Genomic DNA, 24,326 nt, shown 5'->3' on the forward strand with positions numbered 1-24,326 from the left:
CGAGAGTCTTAGCATTTTCATATCTAAAGAAATCCCGAACATCATTTAAATATAATTTGTTAAAAAGTGTTTTAAATTGGACGCACTAAAAAAAAATTTACTACCAATGAAAAAGCCTTCCGTCAAATACAAGACGGAAGGCTTTTGAAAACTATATATTATAAAGATTTATACCACTCCTTGTGCAATCATGGCATCAGCCACTTTTACAAAACCAGCAATATTAGCACCTTTTACGTAGTTTACATATCCTTGATCATCTGCACCATAGTGCTTGCATTGATTGTGAATACCTACCATGATTTCTTTTAATCTAGAATCTACCTCTTCACTTGTCCAGTTTAAACGAATTGAATTTTGTGTCATTTCTAGACCGGATGCAGCCACACCTCCAGCGTTTGCCGCTTTACCTGGTGCAAAAAGCACTTTAGCTTGTAAGAATAACTTAATTGCTTCTAATGTACATGGCATATTTGCAGCTTCCGTTACACATATTACGCCATTTGCTATCAAATTCCTAGCGTCTTCTTCATTTAATTCGTTTTGAGTAGCACAAGGGATAGCAACATCCACTTTTACTTCCCAAACACTTTTCCCTTTATGAAAAACAGCATTTGGATATCTTTCTAAGTAAGCTTCTGCTCTGTTGTCACCTCTAGCTCTAAGTTCTAGCATAAAGTCAATCTTTTCTCCGGATATTCCTTCTTCATCATATATATATCCGTCAGGACCCGAAATGGTTACCACTTTACCACCAAGATCGTTTACTTTCAAAGCAACTCCCCAAGCCACGTTACCAAATCCTGAAACGGATACCGTTTTACCTTTAATGTTCTCACCAATGGTTTTTAACATTTGTTCAGCAAAATATACAACTCCGTAACCTGTAGCTTCTGGTCTAATTAATGAACCACCGTAAGCAAGTCCTTTACCAGTTAAAACGCCTGTAAACTCATTTTTTATTCTTTTATATTGACCAAACAAATAACCAATTTCTCTTGCTCCAACGCCAATATCACCTGCAGGAACATCTAACTGTGGTCCAATGTGTCTGCATAATTCGGTCATGAACGATTGGCAAAAACGCATTACTTCACCATCTGATTTTCCTTGTGGATCAAAATCAGATCCTCCTTTTCCACCGCCCATAGGCAATGTGGTCAAACTATTTTTAAATACTTGCTCAAATGCTAAAAATTTCAATACTGATAAATTTACAGTATTATGAAAACGAATTCCTCCTTTGTATGGTCCAATTGCGGAATTCATTTGTATTCTAAATCCTCTATTAACCTGAATTTCACCTAAATCGTCAACCCATGAAACACGAAATATGATAGAGCGTTCTGGTTCAACAATTCTTAATAATAGGTTTTTTCCATCGTATTTTTTTTGTTCTGCAATAAATGGAATGACCGTTTCTGCAAACTCCCTTACCGCTTGAATAAATTCAGGTTCATTTGGATTTTTGGCTTCAACTTGAGCCATAAAATCATTAATTTTTAGTAACATAAATTTTATTTATAATTAATTTAAGAAAACGATTTCGTAATAATCGCCAAAGATACATTTTTATAAAAATATCGAACTAAATCACCTTAATTTCTCGATAGAATTATCTTTTTAGTAACAATTCACAAACAAACCTGTTTTAAACCGATTTTTTTAAAGAAACTGCGCACATTTTCTTATCCAAATAACATTTTAAATGATTTTTTTATTTTTAAAAAATTATTTTAATGAATGATGTTTTTATATATTTGCCTAGATTTGCAACTTTACTATCTGATGATTAAACAAATAACAACCTGCATGCTACTTTTTATTGGTTTTTCTAATAATTTGAAAGCTCAATTTGATGGTTTTTCTCATGAAATAGGAATCATCGCAGGACCCGTGGCCTTCCAATCAGATTATGGAGAACGCTATGATTTTTCTACTAATGCTGGAAACTCCGGAATAGGTATTGGTTTGGTGCATTATTTGAATTTTACATTTGACTCCAATTATAATTATACTTCCCGATCTTATTTTAATGACCATTTTAAGTTGAGATCAGAACTCTCTTTTGTTTCATCTAAATTGAATCATTTTGGCGAATTTGTAGATCCCAGTAAAATCTCTCTTGATGCACAACAACTTCGTGCCATGTCAGGCAGCACAACTGTAACAAATTTAGGTACTCAAATTGAATTTTTCCCTTTAAGTATTCGCGACTTTTCAGCGGTTATTGGTAGTTTTGCTCCATTTGTTAGTTTTGGAGGTCAAATTAGTTATTACAGCGCAAAAGCTTCTTCAACCCTTGGTCCATTAGGAACTCCAGCCACAACATTTCCAAAGTACTTAACACCATCTGAGGGTCGACCTCATGGATTTTCAACAGAAAGCGCTACGGTATGGTCTTTAGTGTCTAGTGTTGGGACGCGTTATAAACTAAACGATTCTGCCGATTTAATGGTCGATTTGAAATTACAATATTATTTCTCAAATTGGGTTGATGGATTAAATCCTAATCCTGAAATATATAAAGAAAATAAAGCGAATGACTGGTTAATCTGGTTTAGTGTAGGTTACATCTACTACTTATAGAAAAATTTTCTGATAAAAAAAACTCCAATTCTGAACATTTTAGAATTGGAGTTTTTTTGTTATTTATTTTAAGCTAATGCTTGTTTTAAATCCTCAATTAAATCATCGGCATCTTCAATACCTACGCTTAATCGAACTAAGTCATCGGTTATTCCTATTTCTTTTCGTTTTTCTTCAGGTATAGATGCATGCGTCATCAAGGCTGGGTGATTCGCTAATGATTCGACTCCACCTAATGATTCAGCAAGTGTAAAAACTTTTACTTTTTCTAGAAAGTCAATTGCATCTTCTTTTTTACCTGAAACAAAAGTAAAAGATACCATTCCCCCAAAACCGCTCATTTGCTTTTTTGCAATTTCATGATACGGATGGCTTGGTAATCCTGGATAATAAACTGTTTTAACTTTAGGGTGATTATTTAAAAATTCAACAACTTTCGCTCCATTTTCACAATGTCTTTGAACTCGTAAATGCAGCGTTTTTATTCCTCTTAGAACCAAGAAACTGTCCATTGGTCCAAGTGTTGCACCTGTTGCAAACTGCTGAAAATGCAATTGTTCACCAAGAGCCTCGTCTTTTACAATTAGTGCTCCCGCTATAACATCAGAATGTCCACCAAGATATTTTGTCGCTGAGTGCATTACAATATCTGCTCCTAAATCTAAAGGTTTTTGCAAATAGGGCGTTGCAAACGTATTGTCTACCGCAAAAAGGATTTTTTTCTCTTTTGTGATTTTAGCAATTTCCTGAATATCAGCCAATTTCATCAACGGATTTGTTGGCGTTTCTACCCAAACCAATTTGGTGTTTTCATTGATTAATGATTTAAATTTTTCTAAATCATTCATATCAACAAAATGGAATTTTATTCCTGAATCTTTATAAATGCGGGTGAACATTCTATAGGTACCACCGTATAAATCGTCCATCGCAATGATTTCATCACCAGCTTTGAAAGAACGCAAAACGCAATCAGTTGCTGCTAATCCTGAGGAAAAAGCTAATCCGCGCGTTCCATTTTCAATACTAGCCAATGCATTTTCGAGAGCAGTTCGAGTAGGATTTGCAGCCCTACTGTATTCGTAATCTGGATTTAATGGTTGGCCAGGACTTGTTTGTATAAATGTTGATGTTTGGTAAACCGGAGGCATAACTGCTCCTGTGCTTGGGTCGTGATGCTGCCCACCGTGAATAACCTTGGTATTAAATTTCATATCGGTATAATTTATTTTTTAATAGTCAAATATGCTAGCGCCATTTAATTTATTGGTACTTATTTTATTTCAGGCGATTTCAAAATTTAATTTTTGAAGCAAAATTGTTTTGCAAATTTACTTTTTAATTTTGTCTAAGCAAGAAACAACAAACTACCTTTGTTTTTAATTAACATTTGTTAAATGAAATACTTTATAATTTACATTTTGGTTCTTTTTTCAACGGTGCAATGTTCTAATGAATTGGTATTTGAAGACCAATCGTTTCAAAGAAAAACGACTCTTCCATGTACTGAAAATTGTCCTGAAATAAAAGTAAAAATTCCAGTTGCTAATGGAGTTTCTATTGTAGCAGATAGCATCAATAAAAAAGTGTTTTCAGTTTTAAAGCAGATCATTTACTTTGGCGAAAAGCCATACACTTCAAAAGATTATAATGGTTTATTGAAATCATTTATCGATTCCTAGGAGCAATTACAAAAAGAATTTCCTCAGGATAAATTGGGCTGGCAAGGCGATATTAAAGGAAGTGTGACGTACCAATCCGGAAATTTATTGAATATAAAAATTGATCATCACACCTACACTGGCGGCGCTCATGGTCATCATGGTTTGCGTTCTTTATTGTTTAATCCTGAAACTGGAACATCGATTTCTACTAATCAATTATTTAAAGATCAAGCCCTTTTTAAGGCTTTCGCAGAAAAAAAATTTAGAGAAAAATATAAAATTCCTGCTAATAAAGAGATTAATTCAGGCGGTTTAATGTTTGAGAACGAAAAATTCCAACTGCCACAAAATATTTTCTTTACTGACAAAGGATTACTTCTTTATTACAATATTTACGAAATTGCCTCCTATGCCGATGGAGCAACGGAAATGCTATTTCCTTACACTGAAGTGAATGAGTTTTTGAATTTGAAATAGTTTTATATGAGTTTCCCAAATCCTGATAAATATGGAAACCGTCGGATTAATTTTATCAAGCGACATAGGGGGAATCTCTATAATGAGAGCAACTAACACAGATTCCCCAAGCTCCAGCTGCGCGAAGTGTTCTTTAAAATAATAGTTCTTAAAAACTACGGACTGCTGTGCGAATGTTTCTGAATTCGTATCCACAAACAAAGTCAGGTAAAAAAAGACCATAAAAAAACTGGGCAATAGGTCGGTTTTTTTATGTTATCTAACAGGGTATTTATCAGGATTTTGTGAAGTATGAAATACAGCGTTCAAGAAAACGGTTTTGCTTGGTTCGTCTACAATAAAAAAACGATATACGGAAATTTATCAAAAGATAAAAACCGATAATTGTTATCGTGAAACTGGTAAAAAGGGTTTGATTGTAACCCCTTGTATGTTTTTCTGTACTCTTTTAAAAAATCAAGAGCTACTTTTTTGGTAGTTTTTTCAATGTAATATGCAACCGCATCTTCAATATTTTTAGAAGCAATAGGCGAAACGACAATCTTATAATTCATACTTGCTTTTTAGATCAGTATAAAGGGTTTCGGCATCAGTATAAGTAGTTTTGTCGGAGTTGAGTTGGTTATCTAAAATTTGTTGTTGTTTTTTAGACAGGATATAAGGCTTGGAGTTTGTTGTAGGTTCTACAAGCGCATCAACATAACCAATAACACGTTCTAAAACACTTTGAGGAGCGTTTTTAAGTTTTTGTACCAGTAAAGCAATAGATGTAGTTTCCATTTATATTTTTTTATAGCACTAATTGTTGAATTTTCTTTTAAGTTATAAAATCACCAAAGTATGTTTTACAAAATGTTTTATTTAGTGAATAACAAATTTAATCATTTTTCATTAATTACAAAGTACAAGTAATAATTTCTTACTTTGATTATAAATATTTGCTTTAAACTTTTTTGAGTGGTTTGCATATATTGAAACAAAAAAAATCTCAATTTACACCACATAATTTCTGAATCAAATCACCTATATTTATAAAAAACAGATCAAAAAGTAAGAAAACGGCTTTTCAGAAATACCGCTTCTTGAAAAATTCTTAACACCACCTCTACGAAGTGTTCTTTAAAAAGTAAAAGTTCTTAAAAGTCTAGACTGCTGTGCGAATGTCTCTGACTTCGCACCCATTCGAATAAGCAACAAACACAAGCAGTTAATTATAATAAAAAAACGGTTATATTTGATAAAAAAGCGATGTCAGATGGCTACAAAATAAGAGACCAAACTTTACCACATTTCATAACGACAACCGTTGTAGATTGGGTTGATGTTTTTACAAGAACAAGCTACAGAGATGTAGTTGTAGCATGCTTGGATTTCTGCATAAGAGATAAGGCTATGGTTTTATATGGGTATGTCATTATGAGCAATCATATACACATGATTGTGCAATCTGGCGATGGAGATTTATCTGGTTTGCTTCGAGATTTTAAAAAATTCACAGCTTCAAAAATTTTAGAAAAAATAAAATCAGATCCAGAGAGTAGAAGAGAATGGATGTTGGAGCGTTTTAAATTAGCAACCGACGGTCATTCTAGAAACAAAAATTATCAGTTTTGGCAGTATGGCAATCATCCAGAAGAAATTTACAGCAACAAATTTATGTGGTCAAAACTGGATTATATTCATCTCAATCCTGTTCGCGCTGGTATTGTTGCGAAAGCATCCCATTATATTTATTCTAGCGCCAGTAATTATGTTTCAGATTCTGGATTATTAAAAATTGAAAAAGCAGATATTCCTATTGTTGATGTGTTGAATTTGAATAATTTTACTAAATATAATGAATATTGAGTTTGATAAAGTGAGAATGGAATATTGGCATGGGTACGAAGTCGGAGACATTCGCACAGCAATAGTAAGAATTAATATTTTGTCATGAAGAACACTTCGCAGGGCCTTTAGTAATTCTTTTTGGCATAGTTATAGTCTTTTTAATAATCTTTATAATTTAAAATCATATTACTCCCGATTGCTCAGATATACGCTAAAAACCTCGCTAACGAGCGCAGATTTGCATTCCATGCCCACCAACAAATTCAGGCGCAACAAGTCAACAAAAAACCGTGCAAAATTGCTTTGTTTTATCATTTTTAAAAAAACTACAAAAGCCCTGCGTTTTTGAGTAGTTCCAGTAAAATATGTTTAGGGATATTTTCAAATTGTCCTTTATCGAAAATATGAATAAGATAAATTTCGTTATTATCAGCTAATAAGAAATAAATTACTCTCGCTCCAGCAGATTTGCCTTTATTTTTACTTTCAATAGCCAATCTTATTTTAAAAAGATTACTTCCTAAAGATGTCCCAGTTTGGTAATCCTCTTCCAATTTTTCGATAAGTTCTCCTAAATTATCTTTCAGTGAAGGGTATTTTTTATAAAGTTTTTTGAAGAATTTTTTAAAATCGGGAGTTGGGATTATGTTATAACTCATTCAAAAAATCTTTAGCAGATTGTTTAGGCAATTTGCCTGTTCTCATTTCTTGGACTTGATTTAAACTACTTTGTATTTCTTGAATAGGCACATTATCGTCCTCTTTTTTAGTTACCTCAAAATCAATTTTGAAAGCTTTTACAATAGCTTTTAAAGCGTTGATTTGCTCAATAGTTTTGGGATGTGCAATAAATATATTTTCTGTTGCCATAATCAATTATTTAATTGTGCGTACATTTTATTCAAAGATAATAAACAAAAACCTGCTCACGCAAATAAATTTTGGAACAGAAAACAAAATTAAATATCTTTATGACGCCACAGGGCAAAAGCAGCGCAAGAAGGTTTTTTATATTGACAATTTTGTTACCACTGATTATCAAAGTTGCAATTTAATTTTCACACCAGCTTTACTTGCTTCGTACAATTTATCAATCATTTCAAAATAAGATAAGCTATTCATTTTAAGATTTATATATGTTTTTCTACCGGCTAGCGCATAGGTAATTTTTCTATCCCACTGGTGCTCGTTTGTAACGAGTGCCTACTTACTTTGTAAAAACAAATCGTAGCGTTTGCAACGCGACTCCTCCAGCTTGTGCGAGCGTAATTGACAGTAAAAGCTAGCGCATGCGTGCAGGTTGTGCCCGCCAACACAGGCAACGCCATAAAATAAGAAACTCCCAGCCTTCGCGAACATCCAGTAATTTTGGGCTAACGCGATGACTCTGGCTCGTGCCCACAACCGAGGGCAATTAAAAACAAAAAAACAAGCAAGTGCTTGATTTTTTTTTAATAAGTCAACAAGCCTGCTAATTAAGAATAGTCTTTTTTAGTTTTAAAATCATGAATAGTCAAATCAATAAATTTAAGAATCCCCAGCCGTCGCGAGCAGCAATAACCTGCTCCACATAGTTGTTAACTTTGATAATTTGATTTTCAGTTTTAAACTGACACCCGCTCCACAAAGTTTTCAACTTTGAGAATTTGATTTCGCTAAAGGTTGACAAATATTAAAACCGTCGGATTAATTTTATCATCCGACAAAGGAGGAATCTCTATAATGAGAGCAACTAACTAAGATTCTTCCTTCGTGAGAATGACAATATTGAGCTATAGAATTTATAATTGAATTAGATTAATTGTACCTGCCACGCAAAGTTTCCAAACTTTACTTTAATGATTTTCGGTTTTTATCCTACTTTAATATTTGTGTTTTACATCGGTCTGAGACTAAATAGCACTTGCTTACAGTCATAGGCTTTGCGGAGCGGTATTTTTGAACGAAAAAAAAGGGTTTTATATCTGATTTAAGAAGTTTAGGAAAAATTTTATAGTAAAACAAAACGTCTCACAACGGCTATCCCCTAGCCGCGACAGCAGTGGAAATCCTCTTGACCAAAACTCTATTTTTTCTTGACATAAAAGAACGACCAGAGGAAGCTCCTTTTATGACTTAGAAAAAAAGGGTTTTGGTCTAGAGATTGAAACAAATGGCGGGAAAAAGCTCCTAAATAAACTTACGAATACTCATCATTATCCCGATGTGAAGTCCTTCATGAAAATAATTAAATGCCATTGCATCGGCGGCACTTGTCAATATAAACCCTGTTGATGTAGGATATTCATGAAAATCTTTGAATGTTTTAGTAATAAAATCAGCTTCGGTTTTGTCAATTGTTTCTAGCAGTAACGTTTGCATTTCCTTTAACTCACTCTGGAGAACAATATGCTCTGGTTTAGTTCCTTTTTTATATTTTTCTACCATTGCATTTGAAATCATCATTGGTAAACCGGATAGATTGTAGGTCAACATTTGCTGGACAACTATTATATGGCCAATATTCCAAATGATATTATTGTTAAATCCTTCGGGTATTTTATTTAACTGATCTAATGTATAGGTCTGCAGTATTTGTGATGCAATTTTTCTGCTTGTTCTCGTGATGTCAAATGTTGAATTCATTTTTTTGATTTTGAAATTTTAAATAAAAATAATCATTTTCGTTGCTAAATGAATTTTCTTTGCACAAAGAAATTATTATTAAAATGGATAAAATATATTACCTCGCTTCCTGCGACACCTGCCGAAAAATCATTAAATCATTACCAAAAGATCATAACTTAACGTTCCACGATATTAAGCAAGATCCAATCACTGTTGAAGAATTAGAGCAAATGCGTGAACTATCTGGTAGCTATGAAGCACTTTTTAGTAAAAAAGCACAGTTGTATAAATCAATGGATTTAAAAAACAAATCTTTGACTGAAGAGGATTACAAGAAATACATTTTAGAGCATTATACGTTTTTGAGTCGGCCGGTTTTTATCATCCAAAACAAAATTTATATAGGCAATACGCAGCAAAATATGCATCAAGTAATGCTCGCTTTTGCAAATGTCTAAACGGAATCTTGCATTATTTGGAGCCACTTTTGTCTCAATCATTTATGGAGTCACATTCACGATTGCTAAAGATGTCATGCCAACATATATTGACGCCTATGGATTTATATTTTTACGCGTAGGTGGATCAGTCATTTTATTCTGGCTGGCTTGGCTTTTTATGCCAAAAGAAAAAATTGCACTAACTGATTTTCCTAGAATTATAGCGGCAGCGTTTTTTGGCGTTGCATTTAATATGCTTACTTTTTTTAAAGGTTTGAGTCTGACTTCCCCTATTTCGGCGGCAGTGATTATGGTTTCGACGCCTATGATAGTGTTAACACTTTCGGCATTAATTATGAAGGAACGCATGCAAAAACGCATGGTTTTAGGAATTATTTTGGGTTTAGTAGGAACTGCTTTTCTTATCCTTTATGGCAAATCAATTGGTAACGCAACTAATGCTGGTCTTGGTAACTTCCTCGTTTTACTAAATGCTGTATCCTATGGATTTTATCTTATTACTGTCAAGAAATTAATGGATAAATACAATGCTTTTACATTTGTCAAATGGATTTATTTATTTGGTTTTATTATGGTTTTACCTTTTGGCTGGAGCCAATTCCAAGCGGTAAACTGGGCGATGGTTCCTGATGCAATTAGCTGGAAAATAGCTTTTGTAGTGGTGTTCTCTACTTTTTTTACTTATTTACTAAATTTACTTTCAATGAGAGAATTAAAACCAACTACTGTTGCTGTGTTTATTTATTTGCAACCGGTGTTTGCCACTATTTTTGCAATTGGTTTGGGAAAAGACGATTTGAGTATGGTTAAAATTGTTTCTGCTATTTTAATCTTTACTGGCGTTTATTTAGTATCCTCCCCTAGCCCCTCAAAAGGAGGGGAATAGATCATTATTGCAATTCCCCCTTTGGGGCTAGGGGGCTTTTTTTTACTATCTTTGCCCTCTTTTAGAAAATTATATGATACAATCAATGACAGGTTTTGGGAAAGCGACTTTGCAATTACCAACGAAAAAAATAACGGTAGAAGTAAAATCCTTAAACAGTAAAGGTTTGGATCTAAATGTGCGAATGCCTTCGCTGTACCGCGAAATGGAATTAGGACTACGCAATCAGATTGCCTTGAAACTAGAAAGAGGGAAAATCGATTTTTCTGTTTTTATCGAAAGTACCGCAGAACAAACTTCTACAAAAGTAAATGTACCAATTGTAAGAGCTTATATTAATCAGTTAAAAGAGGTTTATGCTGATGCTGACGAAACGGAACTGATGAAAATGGCGGTGCGAATGCCCGACACTATGAAAGTAGAACGCGATGAGATTGATGAAAACGACTGGGTGCAAATCCAAACCGTTGTTGAAGAAGCATTGCAAAATATCTTGACTTTTAGAAAAGATGAAGGAATGTCCTTAGAAAAGGAATTTCAATTGCGAATAGGAAATATTCGCCAATACATGACTGAGGCTCTAGAACTCGATCCAGAGCGCGTTCAAGCGATAAAAGATCGTTTGCAAACAGCAATCTCAGAACTGAAAGTGAACGTTGACGAAAACCGATTCGAACAAGAATTAATTTACTATTTAGAAAAATTAGATATCACCGAAGAAAAAGTGCGCCTGACCAATCATTTAGATTATTTCCAAGAAACCATCAACGGAACTGAGGCTAACGGTAGAAAATTAGGTTTTATCACGCAAGAAATGGGACGTGAAATCAATACGATGGGTTCTAAATCCAATCACGCACAAATGCAAAAATTAGTAGTGCAGATGAAAGATGAATTAGAGAAAATAAAAGAACAAGTTTTAAACGTATTATAATATTTACATGTAGAGACGCGATTTATCGCGTCTCTTTTTATTACGTTTGTTTTACAAAATTCAATCATAATAACAATTTTAGTAAAAACAATACCTACAAGGTTTTAGAAACCTTACAATAATTAAAATACAAACCTACAAGGTTTTGGAAACCTTGCAATATATAAAAATACAAACCTACAAGGTTTTGGAAACCTTGCAGGATATCAAAACACAAACCTACAAGGTTTTGAAAACCTTACAATATATAAAAATACAAACCTACAAGGTTTTGGAAACCTTGTAGGATATTATAAAAAATACACGAATGAGCAAAGGAGGAAAATTAATCGTTTTTTCGGCACCATCAGGATCAGGGAAAACTACTATCGTTAAGCATTTATTAGGACAAGAGGATTTGAATCTTGAATTCTCAATTTCGGCGGCGTCACGGGAATCCAGAGGCGAAGAAATAGACGGAAAAGATTATTATTTCATTTCTACAGAAGAATTTAAAAAGCACATTAAAAATGAAGACTTTCTGGAATGGGAAGAAGTATACCGCGATAATTTTTATGGCACACTGAAGAGCGAGGTAGAACGCATTTGGGCTCTGGGTAAAAACGTAATTTTTGATATTGATGTAGCAGGTGGATTGCGTATTAAACACAAATTCCCTAATGAAACGTTAGCTGTTTTTGTAAAACCGCCGAGTATAGACGAACTAAAAATTCGTTTAAAAAAACGCTCTACTGAAAGTGACGACAAAATCAACATGCGTATTGCAAAAGCATCTGTTGAGTTAGCAACTGCACCACAATTTGACGTTGTTATTAAAAATTATGATTTAGAAGTTGCTTTGGAAGAAGCACATCGATTGGTGAAGGATTTTGTAAGTGAAAAATAGTGATTTAGTCCTTAGTCTTTAGTCCTCAGTCCTTAGATTTGATTTCTAAATGTTTAGTCCTTAAATTTTAGCTTTTTAATGATATGTTTCTAGGATCAGTTTTATAAAAAGTACTACTTTTAAGTACTATTAAATTAACCTAAAAACAAACTTATTATGAGCGGAGTTAAATCGTATATTACTAATTTGGCAAAAAGGAATAAAAATTGTCATTTTAGTTTATAAATTGACAAGAGGTTTTCCAAAAGAAGAAATATATGCTCTAACTAATCAAGTAAAAAGAGCTAGCTTAAGTATTCCTTCAAACATAGCAGAAGGATTTAGACGACAAACTGACAAATCGTTTAATCATTTTCTAAATATTCCGAGGGGATCACTAAATGAAATTGAAACTCAATTAATTATTGCCAAAGAATTGGAATTTCTATCTGCTGAAAATCTCTTAAATGAGATTTTTTATTTAATTGAGGAAGAGGGAAAAATGATAAACGCTTTTTCAAAAAATTTAAAGTAGTCCTTAGTTTGGTAGTCCTTAATGCTTATTCAATAAGTTGAGGCTTCTTTACTAAGGACTAAGTGCTAAGAACTCTCGACTAGGGACTAAGAACTAAAAATTATGAAAATAGGTCTGTATTTCGGCACATTTAACCCCATTCACATTGGGCATCTCATTATTGCCAACCATATGGCTGAATATTCTGATTTAGACCAGATTTGGATGGTTGTTACACCGCACAATCCGCTTAAAAAGAAAAGTACTTTGCTCAATGATTACCATCGTTTACAAATGGTACATCTTGCAACCGAGGATTTTCCTGATATAAAACCTTCGGATATTGAATTCAAATTATTGCAGCCCAATTATACTGTAAATACATTAGCTCATTTACAAGAAAAACATCCTAATTACGGGTTCTCTTTAATAATGGGTGAGGACAATTTAAAATCATTTCATAAATGGAAAAATTATGAAGTTATTTTGGCTCATCACGAAATTTATGTTTATCCAAGATTATCTTCCGAAGAAGATCTTTTAAAATTAAAAAATCATCCAAAAATTCATTTTGTTGATGCACCAATTGTAGAAATATCATCAACTTTTATTAGAGATAATATTAAAAACGGCAAAAATGTCAAGCCGCTATTGCCTAATAAAGTTTGGGAATATATAGATCATAATAATTTTTACAAGAAATAATCAATTCAAAATATCTTTCAATTTAAGTTCTATTTTTTCAAAAATAGCTGTTAGATTTTCCTTTTTATTGGCTAATAAAAAAACTTCAGTACTTGGCATTAATTTACTGTTCCATAGTAATTTAATTTTATTTTCTACTATGAGATTCTTAGCATTTAGATCCCAAACCACTGCAACACCGGTGTTTTTGGAGATAATTTCTAACATTTCATACTCTGATGGGATGATATAATTGGGAATCATTGAAGGTCTTTTTTTATTAAAAACATGCAACCAAAATAACTTTATATGCGGAATTTGCGCATTATGACTGAACCATTTTTGGTCGTTTAACCAATTTTCAGCTGCCACAAAATTTTTGTTTTTAATACTATCCTTTAATAAAGTTGCATCAATAGTATTAGAACCAACGATTATTTGCTTTATTTCTCCGAGCTTTTTCTGAATGGTATCAAACGTATCATACCTTTTAGTTAAAACTGCAAAATCAAGCTTTTTAGCATCGACTAATTCAAAAAGTACATCATTTTCATGAAAACTAAAATCAATAAAATCAAACTCTGTTACTAATGCACTTGCTAAACTACTCATCAAATGTTTTGAAATACCCACAGATATCAATCGATTAGCATCAAATGCTTTAGCCCTAAAACCATTCTCTACATTTTCTAATCGTTCAAGAGCCTCGATAATTAAATTATTAAGTAACTTAGCATAATCTGTTGGCTCGACACCTTTAGACTTTCTATTGAAAAGTTTATAACCTACATGTGCTTCCAACATTGATATTTGCTGACTAACAGCGGGTTGACTAATAAACAATTCTTTTGCTGCCAATGAAAAATTTCCGTTTTTGTAAACTGATTTAAAAGTGCGGTACCATTCTAAATTGGTCATGATATAAATTTATTTATAACAAACATAACTTAAATTATTTTTACTAATAGCACATAAGCTTTAAATTTGCATCTAACAAAAAAGTTATGAGGAAAATTGCCATATTGACAATCATAGTATTAACACTAAGTTGCATTCCAGCAACTGCACAGAAACAAAATAAAAAAATTATGAAAAAAGTATTATTTGTTCTAACTAGTCACGATAAACTTGGGGACACTGGAGAAAAAACAGGATTTTGGGTGGAAGAATTTGCAGCACCTTATTATGAATTAGCTGATAAAGGAGTCCAAATCGATATTGCTACACCACTAGGAGGTCAGCCACCAATCGATCCAAAAAGTGATGATCCATCTGCAGCAACCGAAGACACTAAGAGATTAGATAATGACACAGCTGTTCTAGACAAATTAAAACACACCCATAAATTAGCTGACGTCAAGCAAGCCGATTACGATGCTGTATTTTATCCTGGAGGTCACGGACCGCTTTGGGACTTAGCCGAGGATAAAAACTCAATTGCATTGATTGAAGCTTTTTATAGCAATGACAAACCAGTAGCATTTGTATGTCACTCTCCAGCAGCACTAAAAAATGTTAAAGTAAACGGAGAATTTTTGGTTAAAGGCAAAAAACTAACTGGTTTTTCTAACACTGAAGAAGAAGCTGTCGGATTAACTAAAGTTGTTCCTTTTTTATTAGAAGATGCTTTGCAGGCAAACGGCGCTATTTATTCAAAAATTAGTGATTGGCAACCGTACGCAATTGAAGACGGATTACTAATTACAGGCCAGAATCCAGCTTCGTCTAAACTAGTCGCTAAAAAATTACTAAATCAATTAAATCTAAATAAATAAGATTATGTTAAATTTCGAATTATATAACCCTACCAATTTAATTTTTGGGAAGGGACAAATGGAAAAACTAGCGTCATTGGTACCAAAAGGAGCAAAAATCCTTTTGGCTTATGGTGGTGGAAGTATTTTTAAAAATGGTATTCACGAACAAGTAATCAAAAATTTAAAGGACTTTGAAATTATCGAATTTGGTGGAATTGAGCCTAACCCACATTTCGAAACTTTGATGAAAGCAGTTGACGTAATTAAAGAGCAAAAAATCGATTTTATACTTGCTGTTGGTGGCGGATCAGTAATTGACGGAGTAAAATTCATGTCGGCTGCCGCACATTTTGATGGAAATCCAATGGACATTCTGCAAAAAAAGCTTTTGATTAAAGATTTATCTAAAGTAGTACCTTTTGGAACTATACTAACATTGCCAGCAACAGGAAGTGAGATGAATTCGGGCGCCGTTGTCACTATTCAGTCTACTCAGGAGAAATTAGCTTTTGGTGGTTCAGCATTGTTTCCAAAATTTTCTATTTGTGATCCAACAGTGATTGAATCATTACCTAAAAGACAATTGCAAAACGGAGTTATTGATGCTTACACCCACGTTTTAGAACAATATTTAACGTATCCACATGATGGATTTCTACAAGACAGAATTGCTGAAAGTATTTTACAAACTTTAATTCAAATTGGTCCTGACGTAGTTGAAAACCCAAAAGATTATGCGCTAGCGTCTAATTTTATGTGGAGCTGTACGATGGCTTTAAATGGTTTAATCCAAAAAGGAGTACCATCAGATTGGGCTACTCACATGATAGGTCATGAATTAACAGCTTTATATGGTATTGACCATGCAAGAACTTTAGCAGTTGTAGGACCAAATCTATACCGCGTGATGTTTGAAACTAAAAAAGGAAAATTAGCGCAATACGGAAAACGTATTTTTAATTTGGAAGGAACAGAAGAAGAAATTGCAAACGAAGCGATAAAAAAAACCGTAGAATTTTTCCACACGATGGGAATGGATACTAAATTATCTGATTATACTAAGAATTATGACAATACAGCTTCTTTTATAGTTGATCGTTTTAAAGAAAGAGGATGGTTAGGATTAGGTGAAAAACAAAATATCACTTTAGAAAAAGTTAAAGAAATAGTTGAAATGAGCTATTAGTTTTAATAATAATTAGTGACTTAATAATTAATAAAAAGGCGTCTTTCAATAAATGGAAGACGCCTTTTACATTTCAAAAAATATACTAACTAACTAATTCAATTCTTTACGGTGTTAAAATAAAAAATAATATATAATGAAAACTCAAAAGCTTTACTAATATTGTTGCTAAAATTAAATTTTGATATTAATTTATCATATTATTAATAAAAAAATCCTCGCTGCTTATAAACACTAACCTGAAGGTTTTGATTAATTTTTTTTAGTTGCTAGTTTTTTAAGTACTTTTGAATAAATCGAATTAAAAAATGGCTGATAAAATTAAATTTGCAGTAATAGGTGGTGGAAGTTGGGCAACTGCAATCGCTAAAATGCTATGTGTAAACCTTTCTGAAATTTCATGGTACATGCGCAATGAAGCTGCAATTGAGCACCTTGAAACTTATAAGCACAATCCAAATTATCTGAGTTCAGTTGAATTTGATACATCAAAATTGAAACTAACTGATGATATTAATGAAGCTGTAGCCTATGCTGATTACGTTATATTTGCCATTCCATCCGCTTTTTTGGATGCTGAATTAGAGAAACTAACGGTTTCACTTGAAAACAAAATCATTTTTTCAGCAATAAAAGGAATTGTTCCTGAAACAAGTTTGATTGTAGGCGAACATTTCCATGTGAAATATGATATTCCATACTATAACATCGGAGTAATAACTGGCCCTTGTCATGCTGAGGAAGTGGCTTTAGAACGCTTATCCTATCTAACAATTGCTTGTGGCGATCCTGATAAAGCACAAGTAGTAGCTGATAATTTATCTGGAAATTATATCAAAACTAAAATTACTGATGATATTATAGGAACAGAATATGCTGCAATGCTTAAAAACATATATGCTATTGCTGCAGGAATTGCCCATGGTTTAGGTTATGGCGATAATTTCCAATCGGTGTTGATGAGTAATGGAATTCGAGAGATGAAAAAATTCATCAAAAAGGTCCACAAAATGAAACGAAATATTAATGATTCGGCTTACTTAGGCGATTTATTGGTTACGGGATATTCTGTTTTTTCGAGAAATAGAATGTTTGGAAACATGATTGGTAAAGGATATACTGTGAAATCAGCAATGATGGAAATGAGTATGGTTGCCGAAGGCTACTATGCTGTAAAAAGTGCCTATAAACTTAACCAAGCCTATGGTGCTAAAACTCCAATCATTGATGCCGTTTATAGCATTTTATACGAAGGAAAAGATGCAAAAAGTGTGTTTAAGAAATTAACGGAAGAATTAGATTAAGAAGTTTCATTTCAACAAGCAATAAAAAACCGCAGATTCGCAGATTTAAAAATAAAATCTGCGAATCTGCGGTTTATATTTTTTGCAGAAAATAGCTTACCTCACAATAACTCCATCAACAAATAAAATAGGAACTTCCTCAACATTCTTTTCGTTAATAGAATTGGCTTTGAAAACAAACTTTTTATCGTAGAGTTTATTATCCATGAAAAAGGTCAACATAAATTCATTGTTAAGTGTCAAAACACTTTTCTCTAACATTTCTATTTTTACCACAGAGACTGCGGGAACGGCAACAAAAGCGTGACGCAGCAATGATGTTTTTTTCAATTCGCCTTCTATTGTCCCAAAAGCTTTTGAAACTACCATGACACTTTCAATTAGAAAATCACTGTCATTTACTAAGTACGCGTACCAGACTTTCTCCATGAAATCATCGCTCCATTCTTGAACGACGGCTAGGAAAACATTTTCTACTTTGGGAATTATGATGTCTTTTTTCATTGTAGGCAAAAGTATTATTAAAACAGTAGAATTATTTGATTCGTTGCGAGTAACAGTTATTTAAACATTAACTTATCTCGGATCGAAATGCCCTAGCCCAGATAGAAATGAAAATCCTTTTATGAGGTTTTTTCCCGAATAAAAGATTGTAATGAATAGCTGGAAATAGCTCCTAAAAAATCTACAATTATTGAATCAAAAATGTATTGTGAACTTGCTTCGCTGTTCGCATTGACTAGATACTAGATCTAAACTGCTCTAAAAATCGAACGTCGTTTTCGTAGAACATGCGGATATCGCCAATTTGGTAGAGCAACATTGCAATTCTTTCGATTCCCATTCCAAAAGCAAAACCGTTGTATTCATCAGGATTGATACCGCAATTTTTTAGAACATTAGGATCTACCATTCCGCAACCCATGATTTCTAACCAACCTGTTCCTTTGGTGATTCTGTAATCAGTTTCCGTTTTTAGACCCCAATAAATATCAACTTCGGCGCTAGGTTCTGTAAAAGGAAAATAAGACGGACGGAGACGAATTTTTGATTTTCCAAACATTTCCTTTGTGAAATATAAAAGTGTTTGCTTTAAATCAGCAAAAGAAACGTCTTTGTCGATATACAATCCTTCGACTTGGTGAAAAATACAATGAGAGCGAGACGAAACGGCTTCATTACGGAAAACTCTTCCTGGTGAAATGGTACGAATAGGCGGTTTGTTATTTTCCATATAGCGCACTTGTACAGATGAAGTGTGCGTACGCAATAAAATATCTGGATTGGTTTGGATAAAAAAAGTATCTTGCATATCACGAGCCGGATGGTATTCTGGCAAGTTTAATGCGGTGAAATTGTGCCAATCATCCTCAATTTCTGGACCTTCGGAAACATTAAAACCAATGTTTGAAAAGATATCGACGATTTGGTTTTTCACCAATGAAATAGGGTGACGAGAACCAATAATTGTAGGTTCAGCCGAGCGCGTTAAATCACCATAAAACCCTTTACTTTCTTCTTTACTTTCTAAAGATTCTTGTATAGATTTTACTTTTTCTTCAGCAGAGGTTTTAAGCAAATTTATCACCTGTCCAAATTCCTTTTTCTGGTCGTTAGGAACATTTTTAAATTCGGCAAAAAGATCCTTTAAAAGCCCTTTGCTTCCAAGAAATTTAATTCGGAAAGTTTCTAATTCTGCTGCATTTTGGGTTGAAAAAGCTTGTGCTTCGCCAATATATTCTTTTATCTTATCTATCATTTTCATTCTATATTTGAGAGTGCAAATTTAGTTTTTTTTTAGTGATTGGAGAAAAGTAATTGTTGATTTGTTTTTATTAGTATCTAGCGCTTAGTGCTCAGTCCGTAGTCCTTAGCCCTAGATTTTTAACGAAAAGAGTAAATCATTTTAATAAGTACTTGAATTTACCACGAATTAAAATACTTTAAACTCTACTAAGTCGCAGTAATAATCACTACGACTATGAATTATAGAACACAAACATAGGACTCTAGAGTAAAACTAAGGACTATGGACTTAGGACTATAAACTATAAAAGATGGACTATCAACTAAACCCTACTCTATAACTTCTCTTTCAAGAAAATAATTCACAATTGCCTCTTTCATTAAAACCGACTGTTCGCCAGCTTTGAGTGGAGGTAACTCTTCTTTGACTTTATAGTGTGGCCAACCTTCCTCATCAAAAAATTCAAATTCATAGAAACCGTACGGCTCTAATAATCTGCAAATCGCAATGTGCATCAGGTTTAATTTTTCGTCTTTTTTGTATTCATTGTGTACTTTACCGAGTTCTTGTACGCCAATTAAATAAATAATGGCATCTAAATCTAAATCCTCACCTTGTGAAAATTGATTGGAAAGTATATTAACAAGCTGTTCCCAGCGTTCTTTGAGTTGTGTGTCTCTTGACATATTGATTTATGATTGTAAATTAACGATTTCTGAATTTAGATCTCAAAAATTATATAATTATTTAGGCAAATATAAGAACTTGAAATTTGGCAATTGATGTGCAACAATTCTTTTATATTTGCGCTCTCTATTTTACATACAAATACAATGGGATTTCTTGATATTATTTTATGCGCTTTACTAGTTTTTGCTTTTTATAAAGGAGTTATTAATGGACTTTTTATAGAGCTAGCTTCATTAGTTTCATTGATTTTGGGAATTTATTTTGCAATAAAATTCTCTTCATTCATCAAAGAGATTTTAATGGGAATTGTAAAGTGGAACCCTAATACTATTCTAGTTGTTGCCTTCGCATTAACATTTATTGTTGTTGTTATTGCCATAAATCTGCTAGGTAAATTTTTAACTGGCATCGCCAATCTTGCTTTTTTAGGCTGGTTAAATAAAATAGGTGGTGGTTTCTTTCGAGTTTTAAAAACAGTGTTGATCGTGAGTGTTGTGTTTTCTGTTTTTGAAAAGATAAATTATAATAATTTTCTAGCTAAAAAGGAAACACTTGATAATTCTATATTTTACAATCCTATTCAAAAAATAGCTGGATATGTTTTTCCATCGATTAAGAAAGGGTACGAGGAGATGAAGAAGAAAGCTTAGGAAATAAAGTTTTCTTAATTAAGGTTTTCTTTTTATAAACATTAAAATTTCCAGCCTTTGAAAGGATAGAAGCTTTAAAAGTAAATTTATAATTTTTACTTCACCTCCCTAATCGCGGTACTTTCAATCCAACCCTCCATTCCATCGGTAAGCTGAACTTTTTTCCATTTTCCAATGATTTCCTTTACATAAACTTTTGTGCCTTCATGAAGTAATAAAAGTGGTTTACCGCCATCTCGCGGTTCGCTTTTAAGATTAGCCATTTCGGCAAAAATGATGGCCGGTTTCTCGGTGTCGAAATACTTTTTTTCAAAAATAGCAGATGATACCGTCATCAACATTATAATAACGGAGATAAACATTCCTACAAAGAACATTCTTTTCCAAACCGTAATTTGCGAAAAATAATAGCCAATAAATAATAATAAAAATAACGATGCTAGTCCAACAGTAAACCAGCCCCAAATGTTGTAGTGATAAATTCCAGTAAAATCACGCACTAATTTTGCAAAACCTACTTTTGGAATTACTTTAATCTCATCAATGGTTCTTTTATTGGCAAATTTTAAATTATTTAAACTTTCATTATCTTTAGGATTTAGCACTAGTGCTTTTTCATAATAATAAATCGATGGCGCTACTTTATTGAGTTTATAATAAGCGTTTCCTAAATTAAAATACATTTCTGATGAATGTTGATTGTTCTGCAGCACACTGTTATAAGCTTCAACTGCTTCAGAATACTTTCCTTTTTCGTAAAGTGCATTCCCTTTTTCAAAGCCATTTTGGGCAAAGAAAATTTGGGTAGAAAATAAAAATATGCATAGTATGTTTTTCATTTCAATTTATTTTGCTAGAAAGACACAAAGTCTTTAAGTTTTACAGTATTAAATCCTAAAAATAATTTGCACTAACTTTAATTTTACCTTTAGATATTTGTTTCTTCGCGTCTTTGTAATTAGCTGGCTAAATTTGCTTTTCCAACTCTGAGATTATCAAAACTGCCTTGTCAAAATCCTGTTGTATCGCTACGCTAGATGATGGTGCATAGCGTGCAATTTCGCAGTTTTCAGTAAGTGCTATAAATTCATTTACAGCCTCTTGATTTGCATTCCTTGACAGCAATAATTCCTGAATATTCTCCTTACTCATTTCCGAAGTTTCGATACGCAATTTAGCTTTTAAAAAATTGTGCATCGCTTTCTCGAGAGCAATATAAAAAAGTTCTTTGTTCTTAATTTGTTTCTTCGCTTCTGACAGGTATTTTTTAGCTAATCGATTGTTCATCCTAATTCGGTTTCCTGAAATATCACCTGCTGCAGTTTCTCTTTTCTTTTTGAAGATCACAATTAACGGTAACAGCAAAAATGGAGCAAAAAGTAAAGCGTAAAATAAATTAGAACCTAAAAATTCATTCTTGTTTATTTCAACAAGTTCCGTTTTTAATTTTATGGGCTTAAATTTTTCGACATTGACAATTTTATTTCTGTTTGCTTCTGTTTCAGTTGAATCTACCGGCGTTGCGCCCTCAAGAACATTCACCATAATCTCTGGCGAAGTAATGGTTTTATAGGATTTAGAATTCAAATCAAAATAAGAAAACTGCATTGGTTTAACTGGATAATTCCCTTTGTATTGCGGAATTATTGTGTAACTGTCAGATGATTTTCCAACCATTCCCGAAAGCGGCGTACTAATATTCTCGCTATGAACCGCGTCATACATTTCTAAAGCATTTGGCACTACCGGCTTTGGTAAACTAAATAATTTTAAATTCCCTTTTCCAGTTACACTAACCACTAAATCAAGACTTTCTCCATTTTTTAAATTATTTTTAGATGGTGTTACTTTAAAATCAAAGTTTCCTACTGCACCGCTAAAATTATCTGGTTTCCCTGCCTCAGGTAATGCTTTCACAGAAATAGTTTTGCTGCCCGCAGAAACCCTTCTGCTAGTTTCTTCTAGAACCATTCTACCAAAAGCATCTCTCTGGTTTGTTGGTAATTGTACATCAATTTCTAAAGATAAGGGCTCAATTTTGAGTTTTCCTGACTTTTGCGGATAAAGCACTACTTTTTTCAGGATTACATATCGGTAGTTTTGTCCTTTAAATAACCCTTGTTCAGCAACTAATTGTTTGATTTCTATATTTTGACTCCAAAAATCATTGTATTTTGGCTTACCTAAATCTCTAAAATTAGCAATTCCAATATTAGCAAAGTAAAGCTTGTAAACAATAGTTGTGGGCTCGTTAACATACGGACTGTCTTTAGAAACCTCAGCGATGAGATATAAATTCTCATCATCGGCAATTTGTGTATCACCTGGTTCTCTTGGCTGTTCTTGAGGTGCGGTAACTACGATTTTAATTGGATCAGTTTTATAAATTTGTCCATTATAATCTATAGAAGCCGACTTAATGACAAATGTCCCTCTTTGATTGGGTGTTAGAAAGTACGAATATGCTTTTTCAAAAGAACTCCTTCCATTTATCCAAGACTGACTTATTTGCTGACTTGGTCCAGCAATAATTCTAAACCCATCAAATGAAGGTTGAACAAAATGATCTCCATCCACATTCATCATAAAGTCCACACGAAGTCTTTCATTTAATCCCAGCGTAGTTTTACTTACTCGAGCTTCAAATTGGACTTGCGCAATGATTGTGCTGCACAGCAAGAAGAATATCGCTACTAAAAATTTTTTCATTTTAAAAGTATCGGATTGCATTACCAATCCTTTTCTGTTTTAACTGGTTTTCCTTTAACTTTTTGAGCGTTCACTTTATTTTGAACCTTCTTTTCCTCTTTATTAACCGCATTTAAAAGATTTTCTAACCTTTCCTTAGAAAGACCTCCTGGAATAGGTTTTGGTTCGCCATTTTCCTCTTCTTTAGGATCTTTTTTCTGTTTGTCTTGATCGCCTTTATCGTCCTTTTTATCTTTTTCCTTATCGTCTTTTTTATCTTTTTCGCCGTCTTTTTTATCTTCTTGTTTGTCTTTATCTTTCTTTTCGTCTTTTTTCTTATCATCCTTCGGCGGATTATCTTTTAGCATTTTTTTGGCCAAAGCATAATTATAACGCGATTCTTCATCGGTAGGATCATTTCTCAATGCATTTTTATAAGCTTCAACTGCTTGAGAATAATCTTTCTCGTTCATAAATACATTCCCTAAATTATGAAAGGCGCGGTGTTTTTCAACTCTCGATTTTGAACTTTTTATTGCTTTCGCGTAAGCGAATTTGGCCTCTGAAGATTGCTTTTGTTTATAAATTGCATTTCCTAAATTATAAACTGCACTTGATTTATTAGGAAACTTTGAATTTGAAATTCTATAATCCGCTTCTGCTTCTGCATATTTATTTTCAGCATATTCCTTGTTTGCTTTAGGCAAAATTCTATCTTTTTGTTGTGCATAGCTTGCTAAGCCACAAAGCAGGAAAAGAACATAATATATTTTATAAACTATTTTCATTTTAT

General features: G+C 33.0%; 28 protein-coding genes and 1 pseudogene. 14 read left to right on the top strand and 15 right to left on the bottom strand.

Annotation, left to right across the window (positions count from 1 at the left end; translation table 11 throughout):
- Positions 1–168: 168 nt before the first annotated feature.
- A complete protein-coding gene (gdhA, locus tag BUB42_RS01925; protein WP_073016628.1) occupies positions 169–1,512 on the bottom strand; it encodes an NADP-specific glutamate dehydrogenase in 1,344 nt (447 codons plus the stop codon).
- A gap of 276 nt (positions 1,513–1,788) precedes the next feature.
- Here gdhA and BUB42_RS01930 point away from each other — a divergent pair, with 276 nt between their 5' ends.
- Complete coding sequence (locus BUB42_RS01930) at positions 1,789–2,589, top strand: THC0290_0291 family protein (protein ID WP_073016630.1); 801 nt, start codon at positions 1,789–1,791, stop codon at positions 2,587–2,589.
- Positions 2,590–2,657: 68 nt separating this feature from the next.
- Here BUB42_RS01930 and BUB42_RS01935 read toward each other — a convergent pair whose 3' ends face one another.
- The gene (locus tag BUB42_RS01935; protein WP_073016632.1) at positions 2,658–3,803 is read right to left on the bottom strand and encodes a cystathionine gamma-synthase; all 1,146 of its coding nucleotides are present in this window, start codon (positions 3,801–3,803) and stop codon (positions 2,658–2,660) included.
- Between the two features lie 183 nt (positions 3,804–3,986).
- On the opposite strand from BUB42_RS01935, the gene BUB42_RS16655 reads away from it, so the two are divergent.
- Together BUB42_RS16655 and BUB42_RS16660 are read left to right on the top strand one after the other, a co-directional pair.
- Entirely contained in the window at positions 3,987–4,271 is a 285-nt protein-coding gene (locus BUB42_RS16655; RefSeq protein ID WP_244533859.1) for a hypothetical protein, read from the top strand.
- Positions 4,272–4,304: 33 nt separating this feature from the next.
- Positions 4,305–4,730 carry a DUF3298 and DUF4163 domain-containing protein gene (locus tag BUB42_RS16660; protein ID WP_244533860.1) on the top strand — a complete coding sequence of 142 codons (426 nt, stop codon included), beginning with the start codon at positions 4,305–4,307 and terminating at the stop codon, positions 4,728–4,730.
- 332 nt (positions 4,731–5,062) lie between these two features.
- Here the strand turns inward: BUB42_RS16660 and BUB42_RS01945 are convergent, their stop codons facing one another.
- On the bottom strand, positions 5,063–5,284 hold the full coding sequence (locus BUB42_RS01945; protein WP_244533861.1) for a type II toxin-antitoxin system RelE/ParE family toxin: 222 nt from the start codon (positions 5,282–5,284) through the stop codon (positions 5,063–5,065).
- Complete coding sequence (locus tag BUB42_RS01950) at positions 5,274–5,510, bottom strand: hypothetical protein (RefSeq protein ID WP_073016634.1); 237 nt, start codon at positions 5,508–5,510, stop codon at positions 5,274–5,276. Before BUB42_RS01950 ends, BUB42_RS01945 begins: the two co-directional genes overlap by 11 nt.
- A gap of 468 nt (positions 5,511–5,978) precedes the next feature.
- On the opposite strand from BUB42_RS01950, the gene BUB42_RS01955 reads away from it, so the two are divergent.
- Entirely contained in the window at positions 5,979–6,578 is a 600-nt protein-coding gene (locus BUB42_RS01955) for an REP-associated tyrosine transposase (RefSeq protein WP_073016636.1), read from the top strand.
- A gap of 308 nt (positions 6,579–6,886) precedes the next feature.
- Here BUB42_RS01955 and BUB42_RS01960 read toward each other — a convergent pair whose 3' ends face one another.
- The 4 genes and pseudogenes from BUB42_RS01960 to BUB42_RS01975 form a co-directional block, all read right to left on the bottom strand.
- On the bottom strand, positions 6,887–7,219 hold the full coding sequence (locus tag BUB42_RS01960) for a type II toxin-antitoxin system RelE/ParE family toxin (RefSeq protein ID WP_073016637.1): 333 nt from the start codon (positions 7,217–7,219) through the stop codon (positions 6,887–6,889).
- Complete coding sequence (locus tag BUB42_RS01965; protein WP_073016639.1) at positions 7,209–7,430, bottom strand: DUF2683 family protein; 222 nt, start codon at positions 7,428–7,430, stop codon at positions 7,209–7,211. The genes BUB42_RS01960 and BUB42_RS01965 overlap by 11 nt, the downstream gene beginning before the upstream one ends.
- A 171-nt stretch (positions 7,431–7,601) precedes the next feature.
- Positions 7,602–7,736 (bottom strand): annotated as a pseudogene (locus tag BUB42_RS01970) (hypothetical protein); the annotation flags it as partial.
- Positions 7,737–8,729: 993 nt separating this feature from the next.
- Positions 8,730–9,185: a DinB family protein gene (locus BUB42_RS01975; RefSeq protein ID WP_073016641.1), complete on the bottom strand. Its 456-nt coding sequence runs from the start codon at positions 9,183–9,185 to the stop codon at positions 8,730–8,732.
- An 83-nt stretch (positions 9,186–9,268) separates the two neighbouring features.
- Between BUB42_RS01975 and BUB42_RS01980 the strand changes: the two genes are divergently transcribed.
- The 6 genes from BUB42_RS01980 (at position 9,269) to nadD (ending at position 13,532) form a co-directional block, all read left to right on the top strand.
- A complete protein-coding gene (locus tag BUB42_RS01980) occupies positions 9,269–9,625 on the top strand; it encodes an arsenate reductase family protein (RefSeq protein ID WP_073016765.1) in 357 nt (118 codons plus the stop codon).
- Complete coding sequence (locus tag BUB42_RS01985; protein WP_073016642.1) at positions 9,618–10,514, top strand: DMT family transporter; 897 nt, start codon at positions 9,618–9,620, stop codon at positions 10,512–10,514. The genes BUB42_RS01980 and BUB42_RS01985 overlap by 8 nt, the downstream gene beginning before the upstream one ends.
- Positions 10,515–10,587: 73 nt before the next feature.
- A complete protein-coding gene (locus BUB42_RS01990) occupies positions 10,588–11,448 on the top strand; it encodes a YicC/YloC family endoribonuclease (RefSeq protein ID WP_073016644.1) in 861 nt (286 codons plus the stop codon).
- A 307-nt stretch (positions 11,449–11,755) separates the two neighbouring features.
- Entirely contained in the window at positions 11,756–12,334 is a 579-nt protein-coding gene (gene gmk, locus BUB42_RS01995) for a guanylate kinase (protein ID WP_073016646.1), read from the top strand.
- A gap of 226 nt (positions 12,335–12,560) precedes the next feature.
- Complete coding sequence (locus BUB42_RS02000) at positions 12,561–12,848, top strand: four helix bundle protein (RefSeq protein ID WP_244533862.1); 288 nt, start codon at positions 12,561–12,563, stop codon at positions 12,846–12,848.
- A gap of 102 nt (positions 12,849–12,950) precedes the next feature.
- Complete coding sequence (gene nadD, locus BUB42_RS02005; RefSeq protein ID WP_073016650.1) at positions 12,951–13,532, top strand: nicotinate (nicotinamide) nucleotide adenylyltransferase; 582 nt, start codon at positions 12,951–12,953, stop codon at positions 13,530–13,532.
- Here the strand turns inward: nadD and BUB42_RS02010 are convergent, their stop codons facing one another.
- Entirely contained in the window at positions 13,533–14,429 is an 897-nt protein-coding gene (locus BUB42_RS02010) for a LysR family transcriptional regulator (RefSeq protein ID WP_073016652.1), read from the bottom strand.
- Between the two features lie 86 nt (positions 14,430–14,515).
- Here BUB42_RS02010 and BUB42_RS02015 point away from each other — a divergent pair, with 86 nt between their 5' ends.
- The 3 genes from BUB42_RS02015 (at position 14,516) to BUB42_RS02025 (ending at position 17,758) form a co-directional block, all read left to right on the top strand.
- Positions 14,516–15,286: a type 1 glutamine amidotransferase domain-containing protein gene (locus tag BUB42_RS02015; RefSeq protein WP_084118264.1), complete on the top strand. Its 771-nt coding sequence runs from the start codon at positions 14,516–14,518 to the stop codon at positions 15,284–15,286.
- 4 nt (positions 15,287–15,290) lie between these two features.
- Complete coding sequence (locus tag BUB42_RS02020; protein WP_073016654.1) at positions 15,291–16,454, top strand: iron-containing alcohol dehydrogenase; 1,164 nt, start codon at positions 15,291–15,293, stop codon at positions 16,452–16,454.
- A gap of 308 nt (positions 16,455–16,762) precedes the next feature.
- The gene (locus BUB42_RS02025) at positions 16,763–17,758 is read left to right on the top strand and encodes an NAD(P)H-dependent glycerol-3-phosphate dehydrogenase (RefSeq protein ID WP_073016656.1); all 996 of its coding nucleotides are present in this window, start codon (positions 16,763–16,765) and stop codon (positions 17,756–17,758) included.
- Positions 17,759–17,854: 96 nt separating this feature from the next.
- Here the strand turns inward: BUB42_RS02025 and BUB42_RS02030 are convergent, their stop codons facing one another.
- The 3 genes from BUB42_RS02030 to BUB42_RS02040 form a co-directional block, all read right to left on the bottom strand.
- Complete coding sequence (locus BUB42_RS02030; protein ID WP_073016657.1) at positions 17,855–18,262, bottom strand: hypothetical protein; 408 nt, start codon at positions 18,260–18,262, stop codon at positions 17,855–17,857.
- A gap of 235 nt (positions 18,263–18,497) precedes the next feature.
- A complete protein-coding gene (gene pheS / locus BUB42_RS02035; protein ID WP_073016768.1) occupies positions 18,498–19,517 on the bottom strand; it encodes a phenylalanine--tRNA ligase subunit alpha in 1,020 nt (339 codons plus the stop codon).
- Between the two features lie 317 nt (positions 19,518–19,834).
- The gene (locus tag BUB42_RS02040; RefSeq protein WP_073016659.1) at positions 19,835–20,191 is read right to left on the bottom strand and encodes a hypothetical protein; all 357 of its coding nucleotides are present in this window, start codon (positions 20,189–20,191) and stop codon (positions 19,835–19,837) included.
- A 147-nt stretch (positions 20,192–20,338) separates the two neighbouring features.
- Here BUB42_RS02040 and BUB42_RS02045 point away from each other — a divergent pair, with 147 nt between their 5' ends.
- Positions 20,339–20,845, top strand: coding sequence for a CvpA family protein (locus tag BUB42_RS02045; protein ID WP_073016661.1), 507 nt, complete (start codon positions 20,339–20,341; stop codon positions 20,843–20,845).
- A gap of 95 nt (positions 20,846–20,940) precedes the next feature.
- On the opposite strand, the gene BUB42_RS02050 is transcribed toward BUB42_RS02045, so the two are convergent.
- The 3 genes from BUB42_RS02050 to BUB42_RS02060 all read right to left on the bottom strand — a co-directional run bounded on the left by BUB42_RS02050 (position 20,941) and on the right by BUB42_RS02060 (position 24,321).
- Complete coding sequence (locus BUB42_RS02050; RefSeq protein ID WP_073016663.1) at positions 20,941–21,684, bottom strand: tetratricopeptide repeat protein; 744 nt, start codon at positions 21,682–21,684, stop codon at positions 20,941–20,943.
- Positions 21,685–21,811: 127 nt separating this feature from the next.
- Positions 21,812–23,554, bottom strand: coding sequence for a BatD family protein (locus BUB42_RS02055; RefSeq protein WP_073016770.1), 1,743 nt, complete (start codon positions 23,552–23,554; stop codon positions 21,812–21,814).
- A gap of 20 nt (positions 23,555–23,574) precedes the next feature.
- Positions 23,575–24,321, bottom strand: a complete 747-nt coding sequence (locus BUB42_RS02060; protein ID WP_073016771.1) for a tetratricopeptide repeat protein — start codon at positions 24,319–24,321, stop codon at positions 23,575–23,577.
- Positions 24,322–24,326: the final 5 nt, after the last annotated feature.

Source organism: Flavobacterium micromati (assembly GCF_900129585.1).
Taxonomy (GTDB): Bacteria; Bacteroidota; Bacteroidia; order Flavobacteriales; family Flavobacteriaceae; genus Flavobacterium; species Flavobacterium micromati.